This window comes from uncultured Sphingomonas sp. (genome assembly GCF_913062585.1).
GTDB lineage: Bacteria > Pseudomonadota > Alphaproteobacteria > Sphingomonadales > Sphingomonadaceae > Sphingomonas.
This window is the reverse complement of the sequence record NZ_CAJXWX010000025.1, coordinates 45,622-65,738: the sequence shown is the minus strand read 5'-3', so window position 1 is coordinate 65,738 and position 20,117 is coordinate 45,622. Positions and strand designations below refer to the sequence as shown.

General features: G+C 65.7%; 16 protein-coding genes and 1 CRISPR repeat array. Of the genes, 9 read left to right on the top strand and 7 right to left on the bottom strand.

What is annotated here, in order from left to right; genetic code table 11:
* Positions 1–67 precede the first annotated feature (67 nt).
* Positions 68–2,349: direct repeats of the CRISPR family, unit length 36 nt; unit sequence GCTGCCGCTAGACCGCAATCTCTGAGCGGCTATACT.
* A 73-nt stretch (positions 2,350–2,422) separates the two neighbouring features.
* From cas2 to pyk, 4 genes are all read right to left on the bottom strand, one after another.
* Complete coding sequence (cas2, locus tag QZ546_RS14895; protein ID WP_294239185.1) at positions 2,423–2,728, bottom strand: CRISPR-associated endonuclease Cas2; 306 nt, start codon at positions 2,726–2,728, stop codon at positions 2,423–2,425.
* A 35-nt stretch (positions 2,729–2,763) separates the two neighbouring features.
* Positions 2,764–3,696, bottom strand: coding sequence for a type II CRISPR-associated endonuclease Cas1 (gene cas1 / locus QZ546_RS14890; RefSeq protein WP_294239182.1), 933 nt, complete (start codon positions 3,694–3,696; stop codon positions 2,764–2,766).
* 14 nt (positions 3,697–3,710) lie between these two features.
* Complete coding sequence (gene cas9 / locus QZ546_RS14885) at positions 3,711–6,977, bottom strand: type II CRISPR RNA-guided endonuclease Cas9 (RefSeq protein WP_294239179.1); 3,267 nt, start codon at positions 6,975–6,977, stop codon at positions 3,711–3,713.
* 317 nt (positions 6,978–7,294) lie between these two features.
* The gene (pyk, locus tag QZ546_RS14880; protein WP_294239176.1) at positions 7,295–8,761 is read right to left on the bottom strand and encodes a pyruvate kinase; all 1,467 of its coding nucleotides are present in this window, start codon (positions 8,759–8,761) and stop codon (positions 7,295–7,297) included.
* A gap of 72 nt (positions 8,762–8,833) precedes the next feature.
* Here pyk and QZ546_RS14875 point away from each other — a divergent pair, with 72 nt between their 5' ends.
* Together QZ546_RS14875 and QZ546_RS14870 are read left to right on the top strand one after the other, a co-directional pair.
* Positions 8,834–9,136 carry a DUF1244 domain-containing protein gene (locus tag QZ546_RS14875; protein WP_294239174.1) on the top strand — a complete coding sequence of 101 codons (303 nt, stop codon included), beginning with the start codon at positions 8,834–8,836 and terminating at the stop codon, positions 9,134–9,136.
* A 143-nt stretch (positions 9,137–9,279) separates the two neighbouring features.
* Positions 9,280–9,540, top strand: coding sequence for a DUF2312 domain-containing protein (locus tag QZ546_RS14870; RefSeq protein ID WP_037570224.1), 261 nt, complete (start codon positions 9,280–9,282; stop codon positions 9,538–9,540).
* 452 nt (positions 9,541–9,992) lie between these two features.
* Here the strand turns inward: QZ546_RS14870 and QZ546_RS14865 are convergent, their stop codons facing one another.
* Positions 9,993–11,456 carry an ATP-binding protein gene (locus QZ546_RS14865; protein WP_294239171.1) on the bottom strand — a complete coding sequence of 488 codons (1,464 nt, stop codon included), beginning with the start codon at positions 11,454–11,456 and terminating at the stop codon, positions 9,993–9,995.
* Between the two features lie 71 nt (positions 11,457–11,527).
* On the opposite strand from QZ546_RS14865, the gene QZ546_RS14860 reads away from it, so the two are divergent.
* The 4 genes from QZ546_RS14860 (at position 11,528) to ruvA (ending at position 14,278) form a co-directional block, all read left to right on the top strand.
* Complete coding sequence (locus tag QZ546_RS14860) at positions 11,528–12,067, top strand: DUF1003 domain-containing protein (RefSeq protein WP_294239168.1); 540 nt, start codon at positions 11,528–11,530, stop codon at positions 12,065–12,067.
* Positions 12,068–12,094: 27 nt separating this feature from the next.
* Positions 12,095–12,838 (top strand): YebC/PmpR family DNA-binding transcriptional regulator, encoded by a 744-nt coding sequence (locus tag QZ546_RS14855; RefSeq protein WP_294239165.1) that lies wholly within the window; start codon positions 12,095–12,097, stop codon positions 12,836–12,838.
* A 102-nt stretch (positions 12,839–12,940) separates the two neighbouring features.
* Positions 12,941–13,459 carry a crossover junction endodeoxyribonuclease RuvC gene (ruvC, locus tag QZ546_RS14850; protein ID WP_294239162.1) on the top strand — a complete coding sequence of 173 codons (519 nt, stop codon included), beginning with the start codon at positions 12,941–12,943 and terminating at the stop codon, positions 13,457–13,459.
* A gap of 219 nt (positions 13,460–13,678) precedes the next feature.
* Positions 13,679–14,278, top strand: coding sequence for a Holliday junction branch migration protein RuvA (ruvA, locus tag QZ546_RS14845; RefSeq protein WP_294239160.1), 600 nt, complete (start codon positions 13,679–13,681; stop codon positions 14,276–14,278).
* 130 nt (positions 14,279–14,408) lie between these two features.
* Here the strand turns inward: ruvA and QZ546_RS14840 are convergent, their stop codons facing one another.
* The gene (locus tag QZ546_RS14840) at positions 14,409–15,302 is read right to left on the bottom strand and encodes a 2-hydroxyacid dehydrogenase (RefSeq protein WP_294239157.1); all 894 of its coding nucleotides are present in this window, start codon (positions 15,300–15,302) and stop codon (positions 14,409–14,411) included.
* Positions 15,303–15,436: 134 nt separating this feature from the next.
* Between QZ546_RS14840 and ruvB the strand changes: the two genes are divergently transcribed.
* The 3 genes from ruvB to QZ546_RS14825 all read left to right on the top strand — a co-directional run bounded on the left by ruvB (position 15,437) and on the right by QZ546_RS14825 (position 18,893).
* Positions 15,437–16,462, top strand: coding sequence for a Holliday junction branch migration DNA helicase RuvB (ruvB, locus tag QZ546_RS14835; RefSeq protein WP_294239154.1), 1,026 nt, complete (start codon positions 15,437–15,439; stop codon positions 16,460–16,462).
* A 483-nt stretch (positions 16,463–16,945) separates the two neighbouring features.
* On the top strand, positions 16,946–18,154 hold the full coding sequence (locus tag QZ546_RS14830) for a toxic anion resistance protein (RefSeq protein WP_294239148.1): 1,209 nt from the start codon (positions 16,946–16,948) through the stop codon (positions 18,152–18,154).
* Positions 18,155–18,158: 4 nt separating this feature from the next.
* Complete coding sequence (locus tag QZ546_RS14825; protein ID WP_294239145.1) at positions 18,159–18,893, top strand: hypothetical protein; 735 nt, start codon at positions 18,159–18,161, stop codon at positions 18,891–18,893.
* Positions 18,894–19,517: 624 nt separating this feature from the next.
* On the opposite strand, the gene QZ546_RS14820 is transcribed toward QZ546_RS14825, so the two are convergent.
* Positions 19,518–20,045 carry a hypothetical protein gene (locus QZ546_RS14820; protein WP_294239138.1) on the bottom strand — a complete coding sequence of 176 codons (528 nt, stop codon included), beginning with the start codon at positions 20,043–20,045 and terminating at the stop codon, positions 19,518–19,520.
* Positions 20,046–20,117: the final 72 nt, after the last annotated feature.

Sequence of the window (20,117 nt, the reverse complement as noted above, 5' to 3'; positions counted from 1 at the left end):
GACTTCACGTCGTCGCTTTCGCCTGCATCATGATGAAGCAGGCTGCTGCGATCGCCGCAGGTTCATAACAGCCTCTAGACCGCAATCTCTGAGCGGCTATACTGATATCCAGCAGCGTGGCGATGATCCTCTTGCTGCCGCTAGACCGCAATCTCTGAGCGGCTATACTGACATCGGCAAGGCTGCGTTGCCTGCAGCCGCTGCCGCTAGACCGCAATCTCTGAGCGGCTATACTTTTCGGATCTGGCGACATCAGCTTCATCGAGCTGCCGCTAGACCGCAATCTCTGAGCGGCTATACTGCGCCGACGCCAGGATTAACGGCGGGGAATGCTGCCGCTAGACCGCAATCTCTGAGCGGCTATACTAAATCTGTGACGATGCCGGAGCCCACCCCAGGCTGCCGCTAGACCGCAATCTCTGAGCGGCTATACTGAAGCCCAGATATGGGCGCGCGGGGATGATGCTGCCGCTAGACCGCAATCTCTGAGCGGCTATACTGGCCTCATGCGGCGGGCGGACCGACAGGTTGCTGCCGCTAGACCGCAATCTCTGAGCGGCTATACTTGCTGATAATCGTCTAACTGTCGGAGAATCGCTGCCGCTAGACCGCAATCTCTGAGCGGCTATACTGTCAACAGTTTCGTCAACGATACGCTCTTCGCTGCCGCTAGACCGCAATCTCTGAGCGGCTATACTTGGGACGCCAATGAGCGGCAGCTCGACGGTGCTGCCGCTAGACCGCAATCTCTGAGCGGCTATACTGCGCATCTCGCGGACCTGCTTCTCGCCGGTGCTGCCGCTAGACCGCAATCTCTGAGCGGCTATACTCTCCGCCGGATTAAGGCGGGGCGAGTTTTCGCTGCCGCTAGACCGCAATCTCTGAGCGGCTATACTCGGCCGGGGTGAGGGGGAGCTTCGTCACGCGCTGCCGCTAGACCGCAATCTCTGAGCGGCTATACTGGCTCCTGCGCTGGCGCTGATCTTCATTGCGCTGCCGCTAGACCGCAATCTCTGAGCGGCTATACTACGGCTTCGATCGCTGCGAAGAGCCCCGGCGCTGCCGCTAGACCGCAATCTCTGAGCGGCTATACTCCACCCCGCCCCGCGCCGGACAGGCCGCGCGCTGCCGCTAGACCGCAATCTCTGAGCGGCTATACTGCTGCACCAGGACGACGCGCAGGCCGATATGCTGCCGCTAGACCGCAATCTCTGAGCGGCTATACTCAGCCCATAGCCGTTGCCGCGCAAGAGCATGCTGCCGCTAGACCGCAATCTCTGAGCGGCTATACTGGCCTGCCAATGCAGGCGCGGCTGGAAGTAGCTGCCGCTAGACCGCAATCTCTGAGCGGCTATACTGCAGGACGCGGTGAACGACCGCGGCGAATTGCTGCCGCTAGACCGCAATCTCTGAGCGGCTATACTAGGTCGGCGTGTGTCTGATCGAAACCCTCAGCTGCCGCTAGACCGCAATCTCTGAGCGGCTATACTGATGGCCGATCAAATCGACATGGTGAACCGCCGCTGCCGCTAGACCGCAATCTCTGAGCGGCTATACTGATCCAGCTCTCGGCTATGGATGCCCATCAGCTGCCGCTAGACCGCAATCTCTGAGCGGCTATACTCTGTCCGGTCCGCTCGCCATAGCCCATCTGGCTGCCGCTAGACCGCAATCTCTGAGCGGCTATACTCCCAGCCACCGGCATTGGCAGGCCATCATGGCTGCCGCTAGACCGCAATCTCTGAGCGGCTATACTATCTTGTGGACCAGATGCGGGTCCTTCTTAGCTGCCGCTAGACCGCAATCTCTGAGCGGCTATACTTCGGCCGTCGGTATCGCCAAGCGCGACGAAGCTGCCGCTAGACCGCAATCTCTGAGCGGCTATACTGCGCTTCGGTTCGTCCCATACGATCTTCATGCTGCCGCTAGACCGCAATCTCTGAGCGGCTATACTAGCCTTGGCATACACCTGCGGCAAAACCTTGCTGCCGCTAGACCGCAATCTCTGAGCGGCTATACTCATTGGCGATGATTGAACCATGCGCAGCCAGCTGCCGCTAGACCGCAATCTCTGAGCGGCTATACTCCGTTAGGTACCGGCCATAGTCGAAGATGCGCTGCCGCTAGACCGCAATCTCTGAGCGGCTATACTCCGTCGTGGCGGTCATAGGCGTCGCGTGCGCTGCCGCTAGACCGCAATCTCTGAGCGGCTATACTCGTGGCGGCTCCGGTCAGCTCGCCGATCTTGCTGCCGCTAGACCGCAATCTCTGAGCGGCTATACTCTGTCGGATTTGGTCGAGACGGTGCGGCAGGCTGCCGCTAGACCGCAATCTCTGAGCGGCTATACTGGATGGAGGGGTATCGTGTTGATCCACAACGACGAAATCCTCCATCCAGTATAGTCAAAACCGTCGCGAATCATCAGAATAGCGCCAACTGGTCGGGATTTTTCCGAGCCTGTCTGCGGGACTGGCCAGCGAAGCGGATGATATTCTCATATTGGCGGTCGGTGAAGCTCAATATGTGGATTTCGCCCTTGTCGGGCAAATTCGCCTCGATCCGGCGGAGATAGGCTTCCATCTGCTCCTTGCCGCTGCAAAAGCGGGCATAGACTGAGAATTGGCTTTTCTCGAACCCTTCGTCGAGCAGATACTCCCGGAACCTGGTTGCCGCGCGCGATTCGGCTTTGCTCGTGACGGGCAGGTCGAACATGACGAAAATCCACATCAGCCGATATCCCGATAGCTGCGCTGGCCCCGCGCTCATCGCGGTAGCAATCCGTCCAGCGCGGCGATCTCAAGCGCCGAGGGCGGCAGCGGCAGGACCAGATCGCTCGCCCGCCCGGACTGAAAGCTGCGCGCCAGCGTCTGGGCGACGCGCTGGATGGCCAGCCAGACGGTGGTGACCCCGTCGTCCAGCATCAGGTCGACCGCGATCAGCCCGGCATAGGCACGCTTGGCCTCGGGCGTGACCCGCTCCACGCCCTGCGCCATCAGCCTCAGGGTCAGGGCATCGACCAGCGCGCGGAACGGCTCGATCACATCATCGGCGAGCGCAAAGGGATTGCCGCGATGGGCATGGTGGACGCCGATCGAGGGATGCAGCCCGGCCGCCACCACGGCCCGTGCACAGGCGGCGCGCAGGACCGCATAACCGTAATTGAGCAGCGCATTGGCGCCATCGGCATCCCGGTCGCGCCGGAACGCCTCGCCCATGAGCAGCGGCCAGTATCGGCGTGCGGCCTGCGCCTCGATATTCTCGGGGTCGCCTGAGCCGACCTTGCGCGCCAGATGGTCGAAGGCGGTGGCGGAATGGCCATTGGCGGTCAGTACCGCACCCTGCCAGCGGATCTTGGCGACGACCAAGGCGCGCCAGAGCTGCTTGGAGAGCGGCCGCCCGGCCTCCCACTGCGCCCGCATCCGGCCATTCTGGGCATGATGGCCGTCGATCGGCAGGCAGATGGCGGCGGGGCTGTGATTGGGCCCGCATAGCAGCATCACCGCACCACGCTCGGCCAGGGCCACGATCAGATTGGTCGACCAGGTGACGCCGTGCGCATGGACGATGACCGCCCCGACATCGTCGAGCGGCACGCGGCCGACCTCGACCCGCTCCTCGGAGACGATCAGGAAGCCGCGATGGGCGGACAGATGCCGATTGTCGGTGGCGATATCGACGATCCGTTCCAGCCCCATCGCGGCTCGCTCCGTCAGGCCGCTTCGGTCCGCGTCGGCCGAACCGATTTGCGCGCCGGGAAGCCGGGGTCGAGCACCCGGCCGAGTTGGTCGATCCGTACCTGGCGGGCGCGCAGTTTCTTCAGGCCACCACAGGTGGGTGAGAAGTTGGTATAGGGATCGTCCGGATTCTTGTGACGATCGTCCAGCTTGCCGGCCTCGTTATGCGCGATCAGTCGGACCTGACCATTTTGCCAGAACTGAGTGACGACCATCAACTGCCGTTCGTTCGGCGTCCGCTCGATTGCCAGCACATCGCTTTGGTGAAGGCTCAGGACCTTTCGCGCGGCGGGATGGGGGCGATCGATTGTGCCGGGCTGGTGCGCCTCGAACATCGAGGTGACCTGCGGGACCCATTTGCCGTCGGGCAACTCCCAGACATCATAGCGATAATTGCTTCCTCCCTTATATCCCTTATACGCGCGGCCTTGCCCGTCACGGATCGGGATAACGGCGAGCGGCTCGGTCACCCGTACCCGGTGAATGCCGCGGTAGAGAAGGGGGCCCAACTCGCCGAAGCGTGCGATACGCGCCTCGAACGCCTTGCCGTCCAGCCCCTGTGTGAATTCGGCCAGGGCGTCACGGAGCATCGGATCGCGGACCCGCGCGATATCGGCCGGTTTCTTGATGGACGACAAGGGCACGCGGCGGACAACGATACTGTTGCCCTTGGCGTCCGTCTCGCCGGTCAGGCCATAGGCGGTCTCGTTGTGCAGCCGTCCGGCCGTCTGATCGCGACCGGCGCGCAGGCCCGCCTTGGACACCGTGCCATGATCCGCGCGATGCGAGACGATGATGCGGTTGACCGCCGCGCGCAGATCGTCCCGAAATTTCTCCCAGGGGGCGGGGATATGGATCCGCTCTCGTCCCTCGCTACCGTCCTGGCCCGACGCGCGGGCGATCGCGTTCAGCATCCCCCGGTCGACGATGGCGACCACCGCGGCGTCGATGGCGTGATGACGATGGTCGAGGCGGTTCTTGGGCTGGTCTGCGCCGCCGCCGAAATTGTGGTCGGGCAGCAGGTCGTTGAGCCCCAGCTTGCGCCGGACCATCTCGGTCAGCCGGCCTGGCGATACCCAGACATGGCCGGTTCCCTCGCCGCGGCCCGGATAGAGCCAGGTCAGATATTCGCGGGCCAGTCGCCCCAGATATTGGGTGTCGACCAGATGCCGGGCCAGGAAGCCGCCATCCTGGGTAAAGCGCTGCATCGCATCGGGCTCGAACCGCCAGCGCTTGGCTTTGGGCAGGCGCGAGGCACGCTCGGCGATGCCCGGCCAGCGATCGGTATGACCCCAGGCTTCATAGGGCGAACGACGGCGCTTCTCGCGATTGGCCTCGCGCAGGCAGAGCAGCTTGTTGCCGTTCGAATCGTCCAGCGTCTCGGCAAAGGGCAGGATATGGTCGACCTCGACCCGGTCGGAAAACAGCATGTCGATCGAAATCTGCTCGCCGGTATAGATGCAGCGCCGGTCGAGGACATTGCCGGGGTTCAACTCTTCCCATAGCTTCAGCAGCGCGCGATTGGCACCGGTGTCACGCTGCCCGATTTCCGATAGTTTCCTGGAGCGGCCTTCGGCGGCGAGGCGGTTGTCGGTATTCTCGCGGTTGCGCCGCTTTTTCTCTTCGTCGTTCAGCTTCAGCTCGCGCGCCAGTTCGACCGCGATCTCTGCGGGCGGACCATAGGCGCGGATCAGGCGGTTCACGACGTGCCGCAACTGGTTGAGGCCGATATGCACCGTGGGATTGGTCAGGCGGCCGATCCGCATCTCATCGGGATCCGTCGGCTCGGCGGTACCCGGCATGATGTGCCGTTCCAGCGCGATGCCATAATAGGGAAGCGCATCGGTCGCGGCATCGGAATCGTCACGACGGAAATCGCTGTGATGGCCCAGGCCCGAGCGCTGCACGGCCTCGCTATAGACCACCACCCGTCCATCTTCGGTCCGGTCATGGAGCAGCGAGTCGATCAGCGTCGTCGTCGCGGTCGGGCCGAAGCGACCATGGCCATCGGGCAGACGTGCGCCCAGGACCGCGTTGGCCCCCTCCTCCGACAGATTATGGGTCTGTCGCAGCCAATCCTGAAACGCGGTTTCGTCGCGGTCGGTCTCCAGCGCCATCAGGCGCTCGACCACGCCCCATTGCGCTTCGACCGACAGATGCGGCCAGCGCGTGCCAAACCGCGTCTTGGCGCCCATTTCGGCTGCGACCTCGTCGCCCTTCAATTCGGTGCGGTTCTCGCTTTCCTTGTTGAACCGGTCGGCGGGGTCGAGCTTCAGTTGCTTGCGCATGGCCGCAAAGGTCATTTTCGCGCGGGTCTTGAGCGCGAGGTAGAGCGTGTCGCGTTGCTCGGGAGTCAGGCGCTGCGCGACCTCGCCCGCCCGGACGATGGCGAGCGCGTTGATCTCCTCCAGCAGGCGACGTTTCTGGAACAGCGGATGCGCCTTGGGCAGCCGGGTTTCGCCGGGGACCAGCGTGCATTGCCCGACCGGGGGTGCTTTGAGCGGGCGCTGGTGGAAGATGATCTCGTGCAGCCGCCGATGGACTTCGGGCGTCAGCGCATCGGGGTGATAGTCGGCCTGCGCCGCCCAAATCTGTTCGAACTCGTCGGCGATCAGCTTGCGCGAGGGGTAGAAGTCATAGCCGTCGCCCTTGGCCCCCTCGCCGGTTTCGGGGCGCAGCCGGGTGCGGACCGAGGGGATGTGATTGGCATTTTCCGCATCCTGCCGCCGCATGTGGAGAAATTCGCCCAACGTGCGCGCGTCCCGTTCCTGCATCTTCTCGACCAGTCGGTCGACGCCGATCGCGATCTTGCCCGCATCGTCGCCCGCCTTGCGGTCGGCCTTGCGATTGGACTGGAACCCACGCCGCTGGTTGAGGTGGAACAGCGCGCGGCCCAGTTCGGGCAGCGACAGCTTTTCGTCCAGCGCGCGGGCGCGAAGGGCATAGGGATCCTCGATCGCCAACTGCTGTCGCTGGGCCTGATCGGCGGAGAACAGGCCGTCACGGATGAGATATTTAATGAGCGCGGCCTGGCGCTGCTTGAACCGATCCCGCCGCCGCCGCATGGCGCGGGCGGCGCGCCGGTCGACGGCGAGCGACGCACCCGATTTGGGATCCCGCCCGTCGCTGAAGATACGCGAGCCCATGGCGAGGATGCCCTCGGGCTTGCCGGCGCCGTCCAGCCGTAACGCCGCCCAACCCAGTGAATTCGCCCCGAGATCGAGACCCAGCCGCCAGTCCATTTGCTCCCCCGTCCATCGCTTTGGGCGTCATGATGGACCGCTTTGTCTAAGCGGGAAAGTCCTGGGGCGCGGAATCAAGACATGTCCGTTCCGGTTGTAAATTGTGCTTGACCTTCGGCGGTGATCTGGCGATCTTAAAGGCCTCAGAGATTGCGGTACTGGCGGCTAACAAGCAGTCATGTCTGCACCAGATAAGGCCAGCGCTACGGCGCTGGCTTTTTTTTATCTGCCATCGGCCGCTTCCCTGCCATGAAAAAGGGCGGCGGAGTCTTCACCCCGCCGCCCCCATGACGTGCCGTCGGAAAGCGATGCGACGCTTACGCCTCGTTGCCGTCTCCGTAATTGGCCAGCTCGTCGCCCATGATGCGGGTGACGTGCAGCACGTTGGTCGATCCCGGCGTGCGGAAGGGGACGCCCGCCATCAGCACGACCTGGTTGCCCGCCTCGGCGATACCGTGGCGCAGGGCCATGCGCTTGGACTTGGCGACCATCTCCTCGAAGGATTCGACGTCGCGGGTATGGACCGCGTGACAGCCCCAGAGCAGGCCGAGACGGCGCGCCGTCTCTAGCTGCGGGGTCAGGACCAGGATCGGCACCGAGGGACGCTCGCGCGCCACGCGACGCGCGGTCGACCCGCTGGAGGTGAAGCAGATGATCGCCTTGGACGACACGGTGTTGGTGATCCGCGCGGCGGCCTCGGCCAGTGCGTCGGCGGTGGTCGGGTCGGGGGTCATCGCGGTGAAGTGGATGCGTTCGCCGTGGCCGGGGTCGTTCTCCACCGACACGCCGATGGCATTCATCATCGCGACCGATTCGACCGGCCAGGCGCCCGCCGCCGACTCGGCCGACAGCATGATCGCGTCGGCGCCGTCGTAAATGGCGGTCGCCACGTCCGACACCTCGGCGCGGGTGGGCGAGGGGCTCTGGATCATCGATTCGAGCATCTGCGTCGCGACGACGACCGGGCGGCCCATACGGCGCGACACCTCGACGATGCGCTTCTGAAGCGGCGGCACCGCCTGGGGCGGCAGCTCGACGCCCAGGTCGCCGCGCGCGACCATCACGCCGTCGCACTGCTCGACGATTTCCTCCAGCCGGTCGATCGCCTGCGGCTTCTCGATCTTGGCGAGGAGCGCCGCGCGCCCCTTGATCAGGCCGCGCGCCTCCATCAGGTCCTCGGGCCGCTGCACGAAGGACAGCGCGATCCAGTCGACGCCCTGCTCGACCGCGAAGGCCAGGTCCGAGCGATCCTTCTCGGTCAGCGCGGCCATCGGCAGCACGACGTCCGGGACGTTCAGCCCCTTGTTGTTCGACAGCGCGCCGCCGACCTCGACCAGGGTCGTGATCTTCTGCTCGTCATGGAAGGCGACGCGCAGCACCAGCTTGCCGTCGTCGAGCAGCAGGCGCGCGCCCGGCTCGATCGCGGCGAAGATTTCCTTGTGCGGCAGCTCGACACGGGTCGCGTCGCCCGGCGTCGGATCGCGGTCGAGGATGAAGGTGCTGCCGGTCTCCAGCATGACCTTGCCCTCGGCGAACTTGCCGACGCGCAGCTTCGGTCCCTGAAGATCGGCCAGGATCGTCGTCGGGCGGTCGAACCGCTCCTCCAGCGCGCGGATCGCCTGGATCAGCGGGACCTTCGACTGCTGGTCGCCATGGCTCATATTGATCCGGAAGGCGTCGGCACCTGCCTGAAACAGGGTGGCGATCGTCTCGGGATCGCTGCTGGCGGGGCCGAGTGTGGCGAGGACGCGAACTTTACGCGAACGCGGGGGGAGAGTGGTCATGTTCACATCCTGCTTTTTTTCGGCCTGTGTCCTAAAGCCAAATACGTTACGATCAACCTAGGAGCGACGAATATGGCCGATACGCTGGATGCGTTGAATGCAATCGATGACAAGGCGGCGGCGGCGGCCTTTCGACGGCTGGTGCTGCACCTGCGCCACCGGACCGATGCGCAAAATGTCGACCTGATGGGGCTGGCGGGCTTTTGCCGCAACTGCCTGTCCGATTGGGTCGGCGAGGCGGCGGGGGTCGACAAGGCGACCGCGCGCGAGGCGATCTACGGTATGCCGTACGATCAGTGGAAGGCCGAGCATCAGGGCGAGGCGACGCCGGAGCAGCTGGCGCGCATGGCCGAAAGTGTGAAGAAGAACGCTTAACGGCGGCTTGAGCCCGGGGCCGGAACCGCCTAGACCCGGCGCCGATCCCGACATCCGCGCCGGACCGACCTTGCCCATGGGCAGGGCCTGTGTCGTGGCGGCGGGTCGATCGGGGCGCACAGGATTTCAGAGGGTTACAAGACATGGCGGACGAGAATTTCGACAGCAGCGGCAATGTGACGGCCGACGAGCTGCGCCTGCTGATCGAGCGGGCCGAGCGGCTGGAAGAAGAGAAGAAGGGCATTTCGGACGATATCAAGGACGTCTTCGCCGAAGCCAAGGCGCGCGGATACGACCCCAAGGCGATCAAGAAGATCATGGCTATCCGCAAGAAGAAGCGCGAGGAATATCAGGAAGAGGAAGCGATCCTCGAGGTTTACATGAAGGCGCTGGGCATGATCTGATCCCGGTTTCGGGTTCGGACGTGCGAAGGGCGGCGGGGCTTGTGGCTCCGTCGCCCTTTTTTGTATGGGGTTGGCGGTGGAGCGTGGCCTTCGACTTCGCTCAGGCTGAACGGGGTGGGGGACTTGCGTTTCGGATGGCGTAGCGTGTGCCGGTTTATAGTTCCTCCAATCTAGCCTATCTCTGGCTTATGACGGCAAAGGGCCTGCCTCGGAGGTAGAATGACTTGGTTCTGGGCTGTCTTGGCTATTCCCCCCATCATCGCGCTAAGCTGGTCGGATCAGTTGCTCACGATGCTATTGGAACGGAAAATGCGCCGCGATGACGACAGGCCAGCAAAACGTCGGGACAAGTAGGGCGCGGGTCTAAGCCATCGCTCCAAACCATGGTCTCCGCTGGCCCTAATCACCAACCCCCGTTCAGCCTGAGCGAAGTCGAAGGCCAAGCCAAACCCTCACCCCATCTCCGCCGCCTGGGTCGTCCAGCCCAGCCGCGGAATCGTGATCGACCGCTTCCCCGTCAAATCGGTCCGGCACACGAACAAATCCCGACTCTCGATATAGGCGATCAGCCGCTTCACCCGGCCCAGCGAACTGGTGCCGTATGTCTCGGCGATCTTTGTATCCGGCGGGCAGGGCAGGCCCTCCCGCGCGGCGCGTGCGACCAGCAGGAATGCGCCCAGCATGTCGTCGGGCAGCATCGCCGCCAGTGCCAGTGCTTCCTGCCAGTCGGGATCGTTGACGTCGAAAATCCCCGCGCGCGCGCAGGACAGGCGCCGGGCAAAGCCGTTCAGGTCGAGCGGTGGCCGGGCCAGTCCCGCCATCCGGCACCGCACCTGGAAGTCCTGGAACAGCACAGAGGCAGGGCGGAAGGTCGATTCGGGGTCCTCGACGATCGCGCGAAGCACCTGTTCGTAGATCGCCTCAACCTCCGCCTCATCCATTTCCGGCGCGGGCGGCGCGGCGGTCGTCGGCAAAGGCGGGCGGCCGAGATCGGCCATCAGTTCCTCGGCGGGCACCCGGCGCGGGCGCGGGTCGAAGGTCATTGGCAGCGTCGGCGCGTCCTCGACGGGCGCGAAGAGCAGTTCCTGCAGGTCCGGCGGCGGCGCGTCGGGCAGGGGGGTCAGCTTGGGGCTGCCCGACCGGGCCGAGGTTTCGACCGCGCCGATCTTCACCGTGATCGGCCGCCGCGACACCGCAGGCCCCAGCGCCAGGAAGGTGCCGCGCGCCAGATCGCGGATCGAGTCGGCCTGCCGCCGCTCCATGCCCAGCAGGTCGGCGGCGCGCGCCATGTCGATGTCGAGGAAGGTGCGCCCCATCAGGAAGTTGGACGCCTCCGCCGCGACGTTCTTGGCGAGTTTCGCGAGTCGCTGGGTCGCGATCACCCCCGCCAGCCCGCGCTTGCGCCCGCGGCACATCAAATTGGTCATCGCGGACAGCGAGGCGCGACGGACTTCCTCGGTCACTTCGCCGCCGGTGGTGGGGGCGAAGAGCTGCGCCTCGTCGACCACGACCAGCGCGGGATACCAATGCTCGCGCGGGGCATCGAACAGCGCGTTGAGGAAGGTCGCGGCGCAGCGCATCTGCCCCTCGATCTCCAGCCCTTCGAGACTCAAAACCACCGAGGCGCGGTGCTCGCGAATCCGTGTGGCGAAGCGCCCAACCTCACGCTCGGCATAGTCGCCCGCCTCGATCACGACATGGCCATACGCCTTGGACAGGGTGACGAAATCGCCTTCGGGGTCGATGACCACCTGCTGCACCTGACCCGCCGATTTCTCCAGCAGGCGGCGCAGCAGATGCGACTTTCCCGACCCCGAATTGCCCTGCACCAGCAGGCGGGTCGCCAGCAGTTCCTCAAGATCGATCGGCACCGACGAGCCACGCTCGTCGGTTCCCATATCCACGCGTACCGTCATGACTCTGGCGTTTGGCCGATCAACGCCCCAAGGAGCAAGGCATTTGATTCTCTGAACGGAGCGCTCTGCCGATGGCCCTGTCGACCGCCGCCGAAATCGCCCGCCGGACGCTGGGCAAACCCGCGCATGAACTGGACGAGGAAGAAACCCAGGTCATCGCCGATATCGAGTCGGGCCAGCTGAGCGCCCGCGACGCCGCCGATGTCGCCGACGAAAGCTCGACCTGGGGCGAAAAACTGGCGGACCGGGTGGCGGCGGTCGGCGGCAGCTGGGGCTTCATCATCACCTTTTCGGTGATCCTGCTGGCCTGGATGCTGCTCAACTCGGACGTGCTCGGCCATTTCGGGCTGGTCTTCGATCCCTACCCCTATATCTTCCTCAACCTGATGCTCTCGACGCTGGCGGCGGTCCAGGCGCCGGTCATCATGATGAGCCAGAACCGGCAATCGGCAAAGGACCGGCTGGCCGCCAGCCTCGACTATCGCACCAATTTGCGCGCCGAGATCGACATATTGCGGTTGCACCACAAGCTGGACAATGCCGTGATCGAACGGCTCGACAGCCTGGAGGCGAAGATCGACGGGTTGGCAAAGGCCCTAGAGCGGTCGTAGAGAGCGCGATCATTTCAAGAGGCACCGATGGCAGGCCACAGCAAATTCAAGAACATCATGCACCGCAAGGGCGCGCAGGATAAGAAGCGCTCGGCGGCATTCTCCAAGCTCAGCCGCGAAATCACCGTCGCGGCCAAGATGGGCACGCCCGACCCGGACATGAATCCGCGTCTGCGCGCCGCCGTCAACGCGGCCAAGGCGGCCTCGATGCCCAAAGACAATATCGCGCGCGCGATCGACAAGGCCTCGCGCGGCGATGGGGAGAATTACGAGGAAGTCCGCTATGAGGGCTTCGGCCCCGGCGGCGTCAGCCTGATCATCGAGGCGCTGACCGACAATCGCAACCGCACCGCGACCAATGTGCGCACTGCGGTGTCGAAGAATGGCGGCAACCTCGGCACCGCCGGTTCGGTCAGCCATGGCTTCGACCGGATGGGCCTGATCAACTATCCCGCCAGCGCGGGCGACGCCGAGAAGGTGTTCGAGGCGGCGCTGGAAGCGGGGGCCGAGGACGTGACCTCGTCGGAAGACGGCCACGAGATCTGGACCGCGCAGGCCGATCTGCATGAAGTTGCCAAGGCGCTGGAGCCCGTGCTGGGCGAGGCGGAAGGCGCCAAGCTCGCCTGGCGTCCGCAGACCATGGTCGCGGTCGACGAAGCGGCGGCGGCGACTTTGTTCAAGCTAATCGACACGCTGGACGATGACGACGACGTCCAGACCGTCTGGGGCAATTACGAAGTCTCCGACGAAGTGATGGAAAAGCTCGGCTAATCCCCATTCCTCCCCAGGCTGTGCCTGGGGAGGGGGACCGCGCGGCAAGGCCGCGTGGTGGAGGGGCAGGCCAGGCAGCGATGACCCTCCGAAAGACCTAACATGACGCCACCCCCTGCCATCATTCTCGGCCTCGACCCCGGCCTTGGCACCACCGGCTGGGGGGTGATCGCAGTGGAAGGCAACCGGCTGCGTCATGTCGCCAACGGGCAGATCAAGACCGAGCCATCGATGCCGCTCCCCCGGCGCCTCGCGAACCTGCACGCCGCGCTCTACGACGTGATCCGCCAGCAACGGCCCGACGGCGCGGCAGTCGAGGAAGTGCTGGGCAACAGCAATGCGCAATCGACGCTGAAGCTGGGCCAGGCGCGCGGCATCGTCCTGCTCGCGGCGGCGCAGGCGGGGCTGATCGTCGGCGAATATCATCCCAGCATCGTCAAGAAAGCGACCGTCGGCACCGGCGGCGCGGACAAGAAACAGGTGCAGGCGATGGTCGGGCATTTGCTGCCCGGCGTGAAGCTGACCGGGCCCGACGCGGCGGATGCGCTGGCGGTGGCGATTACGCACGCGCATCACCTGGCGAGCGCGCGGGCGATGCAGCGGCGGGTGGGGGCGGTTTAACGGGCCGTCTTGCTCGCGGCTTTCCCTCCCCCATCCCCTCCCGCCTGCGGGAGGGGTGCGTTACTGGGCTATCCGCAAGCGCAGCTTCAAGGGATTCCGGCGTTCGAACCTTGGCACGCCCCTCCCGCAAGTGGGAGGGGATGGGGGAGGGCCCGCCGCACGCGAATCGCCTGCGATAACCCCCGTGACGTCCACCCCCTTTTGTTCTAACCCACGTCCATGATCGCGCATCTCAAGGGACGTTTGGACTCCACCGGCATCGATCATGCGGTGATCGACGTGGGCGGGGTCGGCTATCTGGTCGGCGCCTCCGCGCGCACTTTGTCCGCCATCGGGCCGGTGGGCGAGGCGGCGATGCTGCATACCGAGATGCTGGTGTCGGAGGATTCGATCCGCCTCGTCGGTTTCGCCAGCGCCGATGAGCGCGACTGGTTCCGCTTGCTGACCGGCGTGCAGGGCGTGGGGTCGCGCGTGGCGCTGGCGATCCTGTCGGCGCTGGAGCCCGCCGACCTGATGCGCGCGATCGCCAGCGGCGACAAGGCGATGGTCGCCCGCGCCAATGGCGTCGGGCCCAAGCTCGCCCAGCGGATCGTCATGGAGTTGAAGGACAAGGTCGGCGGGATCGTCCTCGCGCCCGGATCGGGCGGCGGGGGAGCTGCGCCGATGGGCGCCGGCGCGGATGCGGTGTCGGCGCTGCTCAACCTGGGCTTCCGCCCGGCCGAAGCCAATGCGGCGGTCGCCGCGGCGGAAGAGGAGTTGGGGGCGGGGGCTTCGCTTGATGCGCTCGTCCGTTTGGCTTTGCGCAAGGCGGCGAAGTAACGCGGGGCGTGGGCTTCGACTTCGCTCAGCCTGAACGGCTGTTTGTAATGTGCGCCCAATCCAAACCCCGTTCCGCTTGAGCGAAGGCCAAGGCCAAGGCCAAGGCCAAGGCCAAGGCCAAGGGGATCCGCTAACCCAACAACCCCGGCACCTCCCGCCCCGCAAAATGCGCGTCGAGATTGGCCATCACCATCTCCGCCATCGCCGCGCGGCCCTCTCGCGTCGCGCTCCCCTGGTGCGGGGCCAGCACGACATGGTTCATCCGGCGCAGCGCATAGGGCACGTCGGGCTCGTCGGCGAAGACATCCAGGCCCGCCCCCGCGATCCCGTGCGACTCCAGCGCCGCGATCAGCGCAGCTTCATCGACCACACTGCCGCGCGCGATATTGACGAGCACGCTGTCCGGCCCCAGCTGCGCCAGCACCTGCGCGTCGACCACGCCGCGCGTTTCCTCTCCGCCGGGCGCGGCGAGGAACAACACGTCGCACGCCGCCGCCAGGGCTGTCAGATCGGGCACGAATCGCCACGCCACGTCCTTCTGCGACCGCGCGGTGTAGAGGATCTCGCCCCCGAACGGCTCCGCCCGCCGCGCGATGGCCTGACCGATCCGGCCGAGCCCGAAAATCCCGATCCGCCGCCCGCTGGCCCGACGGCCGAGAGGCACCGTCCAATTGCCCATCCGCACCGCCCGATCATTCGCCGCGATCCGCCGGTCGACCGCCAGCCACAGCGCGATCGCCTGGTCGGCGACATCCTCGGTCAGGATGTCGGGCGTGATCGCGATGCGGATGCCGCGCGCGGCGACGGCGTCGTGGTCGATCCCGTCATGGCCGACGCCGTGAACCGCGATGATCTCCAGCTCGGGCAGCCGGTCGAGCAGCGCGGCGTCGACCGTCATCATGCCCCCGCCGACGATCGCGCGCGTCGTCGGCGGTGCGGTGTCGCGATGAAGCGTGAAGCGTTCGGCGAGCAGGGTCTCCAGCGCGGGCGGAATGGCGGTGGCCAGGAAGATGTCGTACGGCATGGCCCTTGTTTTAGCGCGATTTTGGCCCTGAGTCCGCCACCCGGATCAGCATCGGCCGGTTGGCGGCAACATGTTCGCGCAATGTTCGCGCTTCCGCTCGACAGTCGGGGGCCGCAGCCGCTAGGAGGACGGGCGTGACCGACCAAGACCGCCTGTTATCCGCCAGCCGCCGTCCCGAGGATGTCGACGCCGCGCTCCGCCCGAAAAGCCTGGACGAATTTGTCGGCCAGCAGGCGGCGCGCGATAATTTGCGCGTCTTTATCCAGGCGGCGCGGGGGCGTGGCGATGCGCTGGATCACGTCCTGTTCTTCGGCCCGCCGGGCCTGGGCAAGACGACGCTGGCGCAGATCATTGCGCGGGAGATGGGGGTGGGCTTCCGCGCGACCTCCGGGCCCGTCATCGCCAAGTCGGGCGACCTCGCCGCGCTGCTGACCAATTTGGAGGACGGCGACGTCCTGTTCATCGACGAAATCCACCGCCTGCAACCGGCGGTCGAGGAAGTCCTGTACCCCGCCATGGAGGACCGTGTCCTCGACCTGATGATCGGCGAGGGGCCGTCGGCGCGTTCGGTGCGGATCGACCTGCCGCGCTTCACGCTGGTCGGAGCGACGACGCGGCAGGGGTTGCTGACCACCCCCTTGCGCGACCGATTCGGCATTCCGGTCCGCCTGCAATTCTACACGGTCGAGGAACTGACCCGCGTCGTCACCCGCGCCGCCCGCCTGCTCGACCTGCCGATCGCGGAGGACGGCGCGGTCGAGGTCGCACGCCGCTCGCGGGGCACGCCGCGTATCGCCGGTCGCCTGCTGCGCCGGGTGCGCGACTTCGCGACCGTGGCGGGGCATGAGATCGTCCACGCCGCCGCTGCCGACCAGGCGCTCAACCGGCTCGAGGTCGATGCGCTGGGACTGGACGCGATGGACCGGCGCTATCTGACGATGATCGCCGATGTCTATCGTGGCGGACCGGTGGGCGTGGAGACGCTGGCCGCCGGACTGTCGGAGCCGCGCGACACGATTGAGGAGGTGATCGAGCCGTTCCTGATCCAGCTCGGCCTGCTCGCCCGCACCGCGCGCGGGCGCATCCTCAATCCGGGCGGGTGGAAGCATCTGGGCCTCAATCCGCCGATCGGGTCGCAGGACGGGCTGTTCGACGCCTGAACGCAGGTTGGTATCGCGTCGAAAACGGACCCCCGCCGGTCAGATGACCGTTAGGGGCCAGGTAGGTGTCTCTGTCTGCTGCGTTCGGCCCGGCACCTCCGTTCGGGAAATGGTCGCGACCCCCCAGCATTATGATTCCGCACGTGAAGGCGCGGGATCATAAGCTTCGAGGACGATCAGACCGCCCGGAGAGGCGAGGCCGAGCCGAGGTAACGAACCCCCCTGGCTTCGGTTGCGCAAAGAGAGCGATCAATTTCTCCCCCATTCCTCCCCTGGAAGGGGAGGTGGCGCGCGTTAGCGCGTCGGAGGGGTGTCCACCTCTCGATAGCGTGACACCCCTCCGTCAGGGCTTCGCCCTGCCACCTCCCCTTCCAGGGGAGGAATGTGGGGGAAACCCCTTTGGCATAGTGTTACCTGCATAATACACTTGAACCCTGCCGCCATCCCCTCCACACTAGGGCTGCGCATTTGGAGAGTTTGAGCATGGCCACGACCGCCGATACCGTGACCCAGGAAAAGGGGCTGACGCTCACGCCGCCCGATCCCGTGCCGACGGTGGCGCCCGCCCAGGCCGCCGGGCTGGTGCCCGTGGACGACAAGACGCGCAGCCAGCTGGAGCAGAAGGTCGACGGCTTCGTCGCCGAGTTGATCGCGCAGGACGTCAACAGCCCCGAATTCGGCCGCCGCGTCGATGCGATCACCGCGATGGGCCAGAAGGAAATCCGCGAGGCGGCCAGCCAGTCGAACCGTTTCCTCGACCGACCGGTCAAGGCGATGGACGGTGAGACGGGGGTGGGCAAGGACCTGACCGAACTGCGCCGCGTGGTCGAAAGCCTCGATCCCGGTCGCCAGGGCAATCTCTCCGCCCCGCGCAAGCTGCTCGGCATCCTGCCCTTCGGCAACAAGATGCGCGACTATTTCGACGGTTATCGCTCGTCGCAGTCGCATATCGCCGCGATCCTGAAGAGCCTGTCCTCGGGCCGTGACGAGCTGTTGATGGACAATGCCGCCATCGACACCGAGCGTGCGAACCTGTGGTCGGCGATGGGGCGGCTGGAGCAGATGATCCATCTGTCCAAGACGATGGACTCCAAGCTGGAGGATACCGCGAACGAGCTGGACCACACCGATCCCGCCAAGGCCAAGGCGATCCGCGAGACCGCGCTCTTCTATACCCGCCAGCGGACCCAGGACCTGCTGACCCAGATGGCGGTCACGGTGCAGGGCTATCTGGCGCTCGACCTGGTCAAGAAGAACAATGTCGAGCTGGTGAAGGGTGTCGACCGCGCCTCGACCACCACCGTCTCCGCTTTGCGTACCGCCGTCACCGTGGCGCAGGCGCTGGCCAACCAGAAGCTGGTGCTCGACCAGATCACCGCGCTCAACTCGACCACGGCCAACATCATCGATTCGACCGGCAAGCTGCTGCGCAGCCAGACCGCGCAGATCCATGAGCAGGCGGCGGCCTCGACCATTCCGCTGGAGACGCTGCAACGCGCCTTCCAGAATATCTATGACACGATGGATGCGATCGACAGCTTCAAGCTGAAGGCGCTCGATTCGATGAAGACCACCGTCACCACGCTGGGCAACGAGGTCGAGAAGTCGAAAGGCTATATCGCGCGGGCCGAGGGCGCGCAGAATCCGCAACTGACCAGCGGTGCGTCGTCGTTCAAGCTGGAGGCGCTGTAAGGTCGTGACCATCCCCCGCTCGAACGAGGTCGATGCGCAGATCGAGCGTGCGCGCGAGGTGATGGCGCGCATCTCGCAGGATTATCGTGGGACCGCGCAGGCGACCGTCAAGCGGGTGCGTCGCCGTACGCGTTCGGCCTTGCAGCGGCTGATCCTGATCGCCGTCGCCAATGCGATCATCCTGATCGCGGCGATGGTGACGGGCCTGATCCTGCCCGGCGGAATCGGCATTTTCGGCGCGCTGGCGGCGATGATGCTGATGGTGGCGGCGACGCTGGCCATCGCGCTCGCCCCCGCCGCGCGCGCGCCGAGCCCGGCCAAGTTGGCTCAGGTCGATATCAAGGCGCTGCCCGCCCAGACCGAACGCTGGCTGGAGGCGCAGCGCCCGCTGCTGCCCGCGCCCGCCGTCCAGCTGGTCGACCGGATCGGCCAGCGGCTCGACACGCTGTCGCCGCAGCTGTCGGGTGTCGACAACGACACGGCGGAGGCGATGGAAGTCCGCCGCCTGATCGGCGAGCAGCTGCCAGCCTTCCTGCGCGATTACGAACGCGTGCCCGAGCCGCTCCGCCGGGTCGAGCGCAATGGCCGGACGCCCGACGCACAGCTGATCGACGGCCTGAGGCTGATCGAGCAGGAGATCGGCGACATGACCCAGCGTCTCGCCCAGGCCGATCTCGACAGCCTGTCGACGCGCGGCCGGTTCCTGGAAATGAAGTATCGCGAGGAAAAGGCGGAATAGGTCGCGAAGATCGCCGAAATCGCGCCCTCTTTCGACAACCACCCCGGCGAAGGCCGGGGTCCAGTTGCGCCAAAGCCTGATGTAGAAGGTAACGCACAGCTTACCCGCGTTTCCCCAACTGGACCCCGGCCTTCGCCGGGGTGGCAGGACGGCACAATATTCCGAGCCGAAGGACGGGCCGAGCGCGTGATCGCTCGAACGAAAAGTCTGCTTGGGTCGCCCCCTCCAGGCTGAGAGCCGCCTCACACAGCCAGACACCCCCCACAAATGAAAAGAGGCTGCCGGGACGTCATCGCGACGGCCCCGGCAACCCCTAAACATGGTCAGCGGCCGGAGAGCTCCAGCCCGGGAGACCATGTGGGCCTCAGAACATCAGACGCAGCCGTTGATTGGGGGAGGATACCCCCCGCACCGCGCCCATCGATGTCAGAAGCCGGTCCCCCGAACGAACTGAACCGACCCCATTGCTGAACCATGAGACATCGGATCACCTCCTTTCGCTAGTTAAAGCCAATGCGCCCGATCAAGGACGCACGGTTAATGTGCGCAGTCGGATTCCGATAAACAAGACTTGTAATGCGATGATGTTTGGCCGAGCATCTTTCGCCCGCCAAATGGCGTGATTCACCCCCGGCAATCTTCGATCACGCGTCCGATCTCGGCATAGGCGGGGATGACCAGCGGCACCTGGCCGGTCTGCTCGATGGTGAACCGTCCCCGGCTGAACGCCATGGCATCGAGCAGCGGATCGGCGGCGGGCAGGGCGAGTTCGGCACCCGTGGCGACGCCGCGCATCGCGACGGTCCGCGTCGTGCTGGACGTACGGATGGTCACCGCACCCGCGATCGAGGCCGGGCGGTCGAGGCGAACCTGCCGGGCGCGCAGGTCGCAGGTCAGCGCAAGCCGGTTCACACCCCCTGTCCCGAAGGTCGCGACCGAGCCCGTCGGGGTCCGCTGATACCGCCAGTCCCCCGGCGTCAGCGGCCAGTCGCGCCAGTCATTCCCCAGCACCGGACGCGCCGCGGGCGGAGCGGGGCGTGGGGCTTGCCGCACCGGTGGCGCAGCCTCGGGGCGCGGGGCAGCAGGGATACAGCCCGACAGGGCGGCGGCCCCGACGATCGGGGCGAAGGAAGCAAGGGAGAGGCGACGCATCGGCCTCAGCCTATGCGGGAGCGCTCCCCGATGCTCAACCCCGTGGTGCGACGGAGCGTGCCGATGCGGCGG

What these genes read in the sequence shown, in the direction of transcription:
- cas2 (WP_294239185.1), bottom strand. Translation starts at nt 2,728, where the DNA reads ATGTGGATTTTCGTCATGTTCGACCTGCCCGTCACGAGCAAAGCCGAA.
- cas1 (WP_294239182.1), bottom strand. Translation starts at nt 3,696, where the DNA reads ATGGGGCTGGAACGGATCGTCGATATCGCCACCGACAATCGGCATCTG.
- cas9 (WP_294239179.1), bottom strand. Translation starts at nt 6,977, where the DNA reads ATGGACTGGCGGCTGGGTCTCGATCTCGGGGCGAATTCACTGGGTTGG.
- pyk (WP_294239176.1), bottom strand. Translation starts at nt 8,761, where the DNA reads ATGACCACTCTCCCCCCGCGTTCGCGTAAAGTTCGCGTCCTCGCCACA.
- QZ546_RS14875 (WP_294239174.1), top strand. Translation starts at nt 8,834, where the DNA reads ATGGCCGATACGCTGGATGCGTTGAATGCAATCGATGACAAGGCGGCG.
- QZ546_RS14870 (WP_037570224.1), top strand. Translation starts at nt 9,280, where the DNA reads ATGGCGGACGAGAATTTCGACAGCAGCGGCAATGTGACGGCCGACGAG.
- QZ546_RS14865 (WP_294239171.1), bottom strand. Translation starts at nt 11,456, where the DNA reads ATGACGGTACGCGTGGATATGGGAACCGACGAGCGTGGCTCGTCGGTG.
- QZ546_RS14860 (WP_294239168.1), top strand. Translation starts at nt 11,528, where the DNA reads ATGGCCCTGTCGACCGCCGCCGAAATCGCCCGCCGGACGCTGGGCAAA.
- QZ546_RS14855 (WP_294239165.1), top strand. Translation starts at nt 12,095, where the DNA reads ATGGCAGGCCACAGCAAATTCAAGAACATCATGCACCGCAAGGGCGCG.
- ruvC (WP_294239162.1), top strand. Translation starts at nt 12,941, where the DNA reads ATGACGCCACCCCCTGCCATCATTCTCGGCCTCGACCCCGGCCTTGGC.
- ruvA (WP_294239160.1), top strand. Translation starts at nt 13,679, where the DNA reads ATGATCGCGCATCTCAAGGGACGTTTGGACTCCACCGGCATCGATCAT.
- QZ546_RS14840 (WP_294239157.1), bottom strand. Translation starts at nt 15,302, where the DNA reads ATGCCGTACGACATCTTCCTGGCCACCGCCATTCCGCCCGCGCTGGAG.
- QZ546_RS14830 (WP_294239148.1), top strand. Translation starts at nt 16,946, where the DNA reads ATGGCCACGACCGCCGATACCGTGACCCAGGAAAAGGGGCTGACGCTC.
- QZ546_RS14820 (WP_294239138.1), bottom strand. Translation starts at nt 20,045, where the DNA reads ATGCGTCGCCTCTCCCTTGCTTCCTTCGCCCCGATCGTCGGGGCCGCC.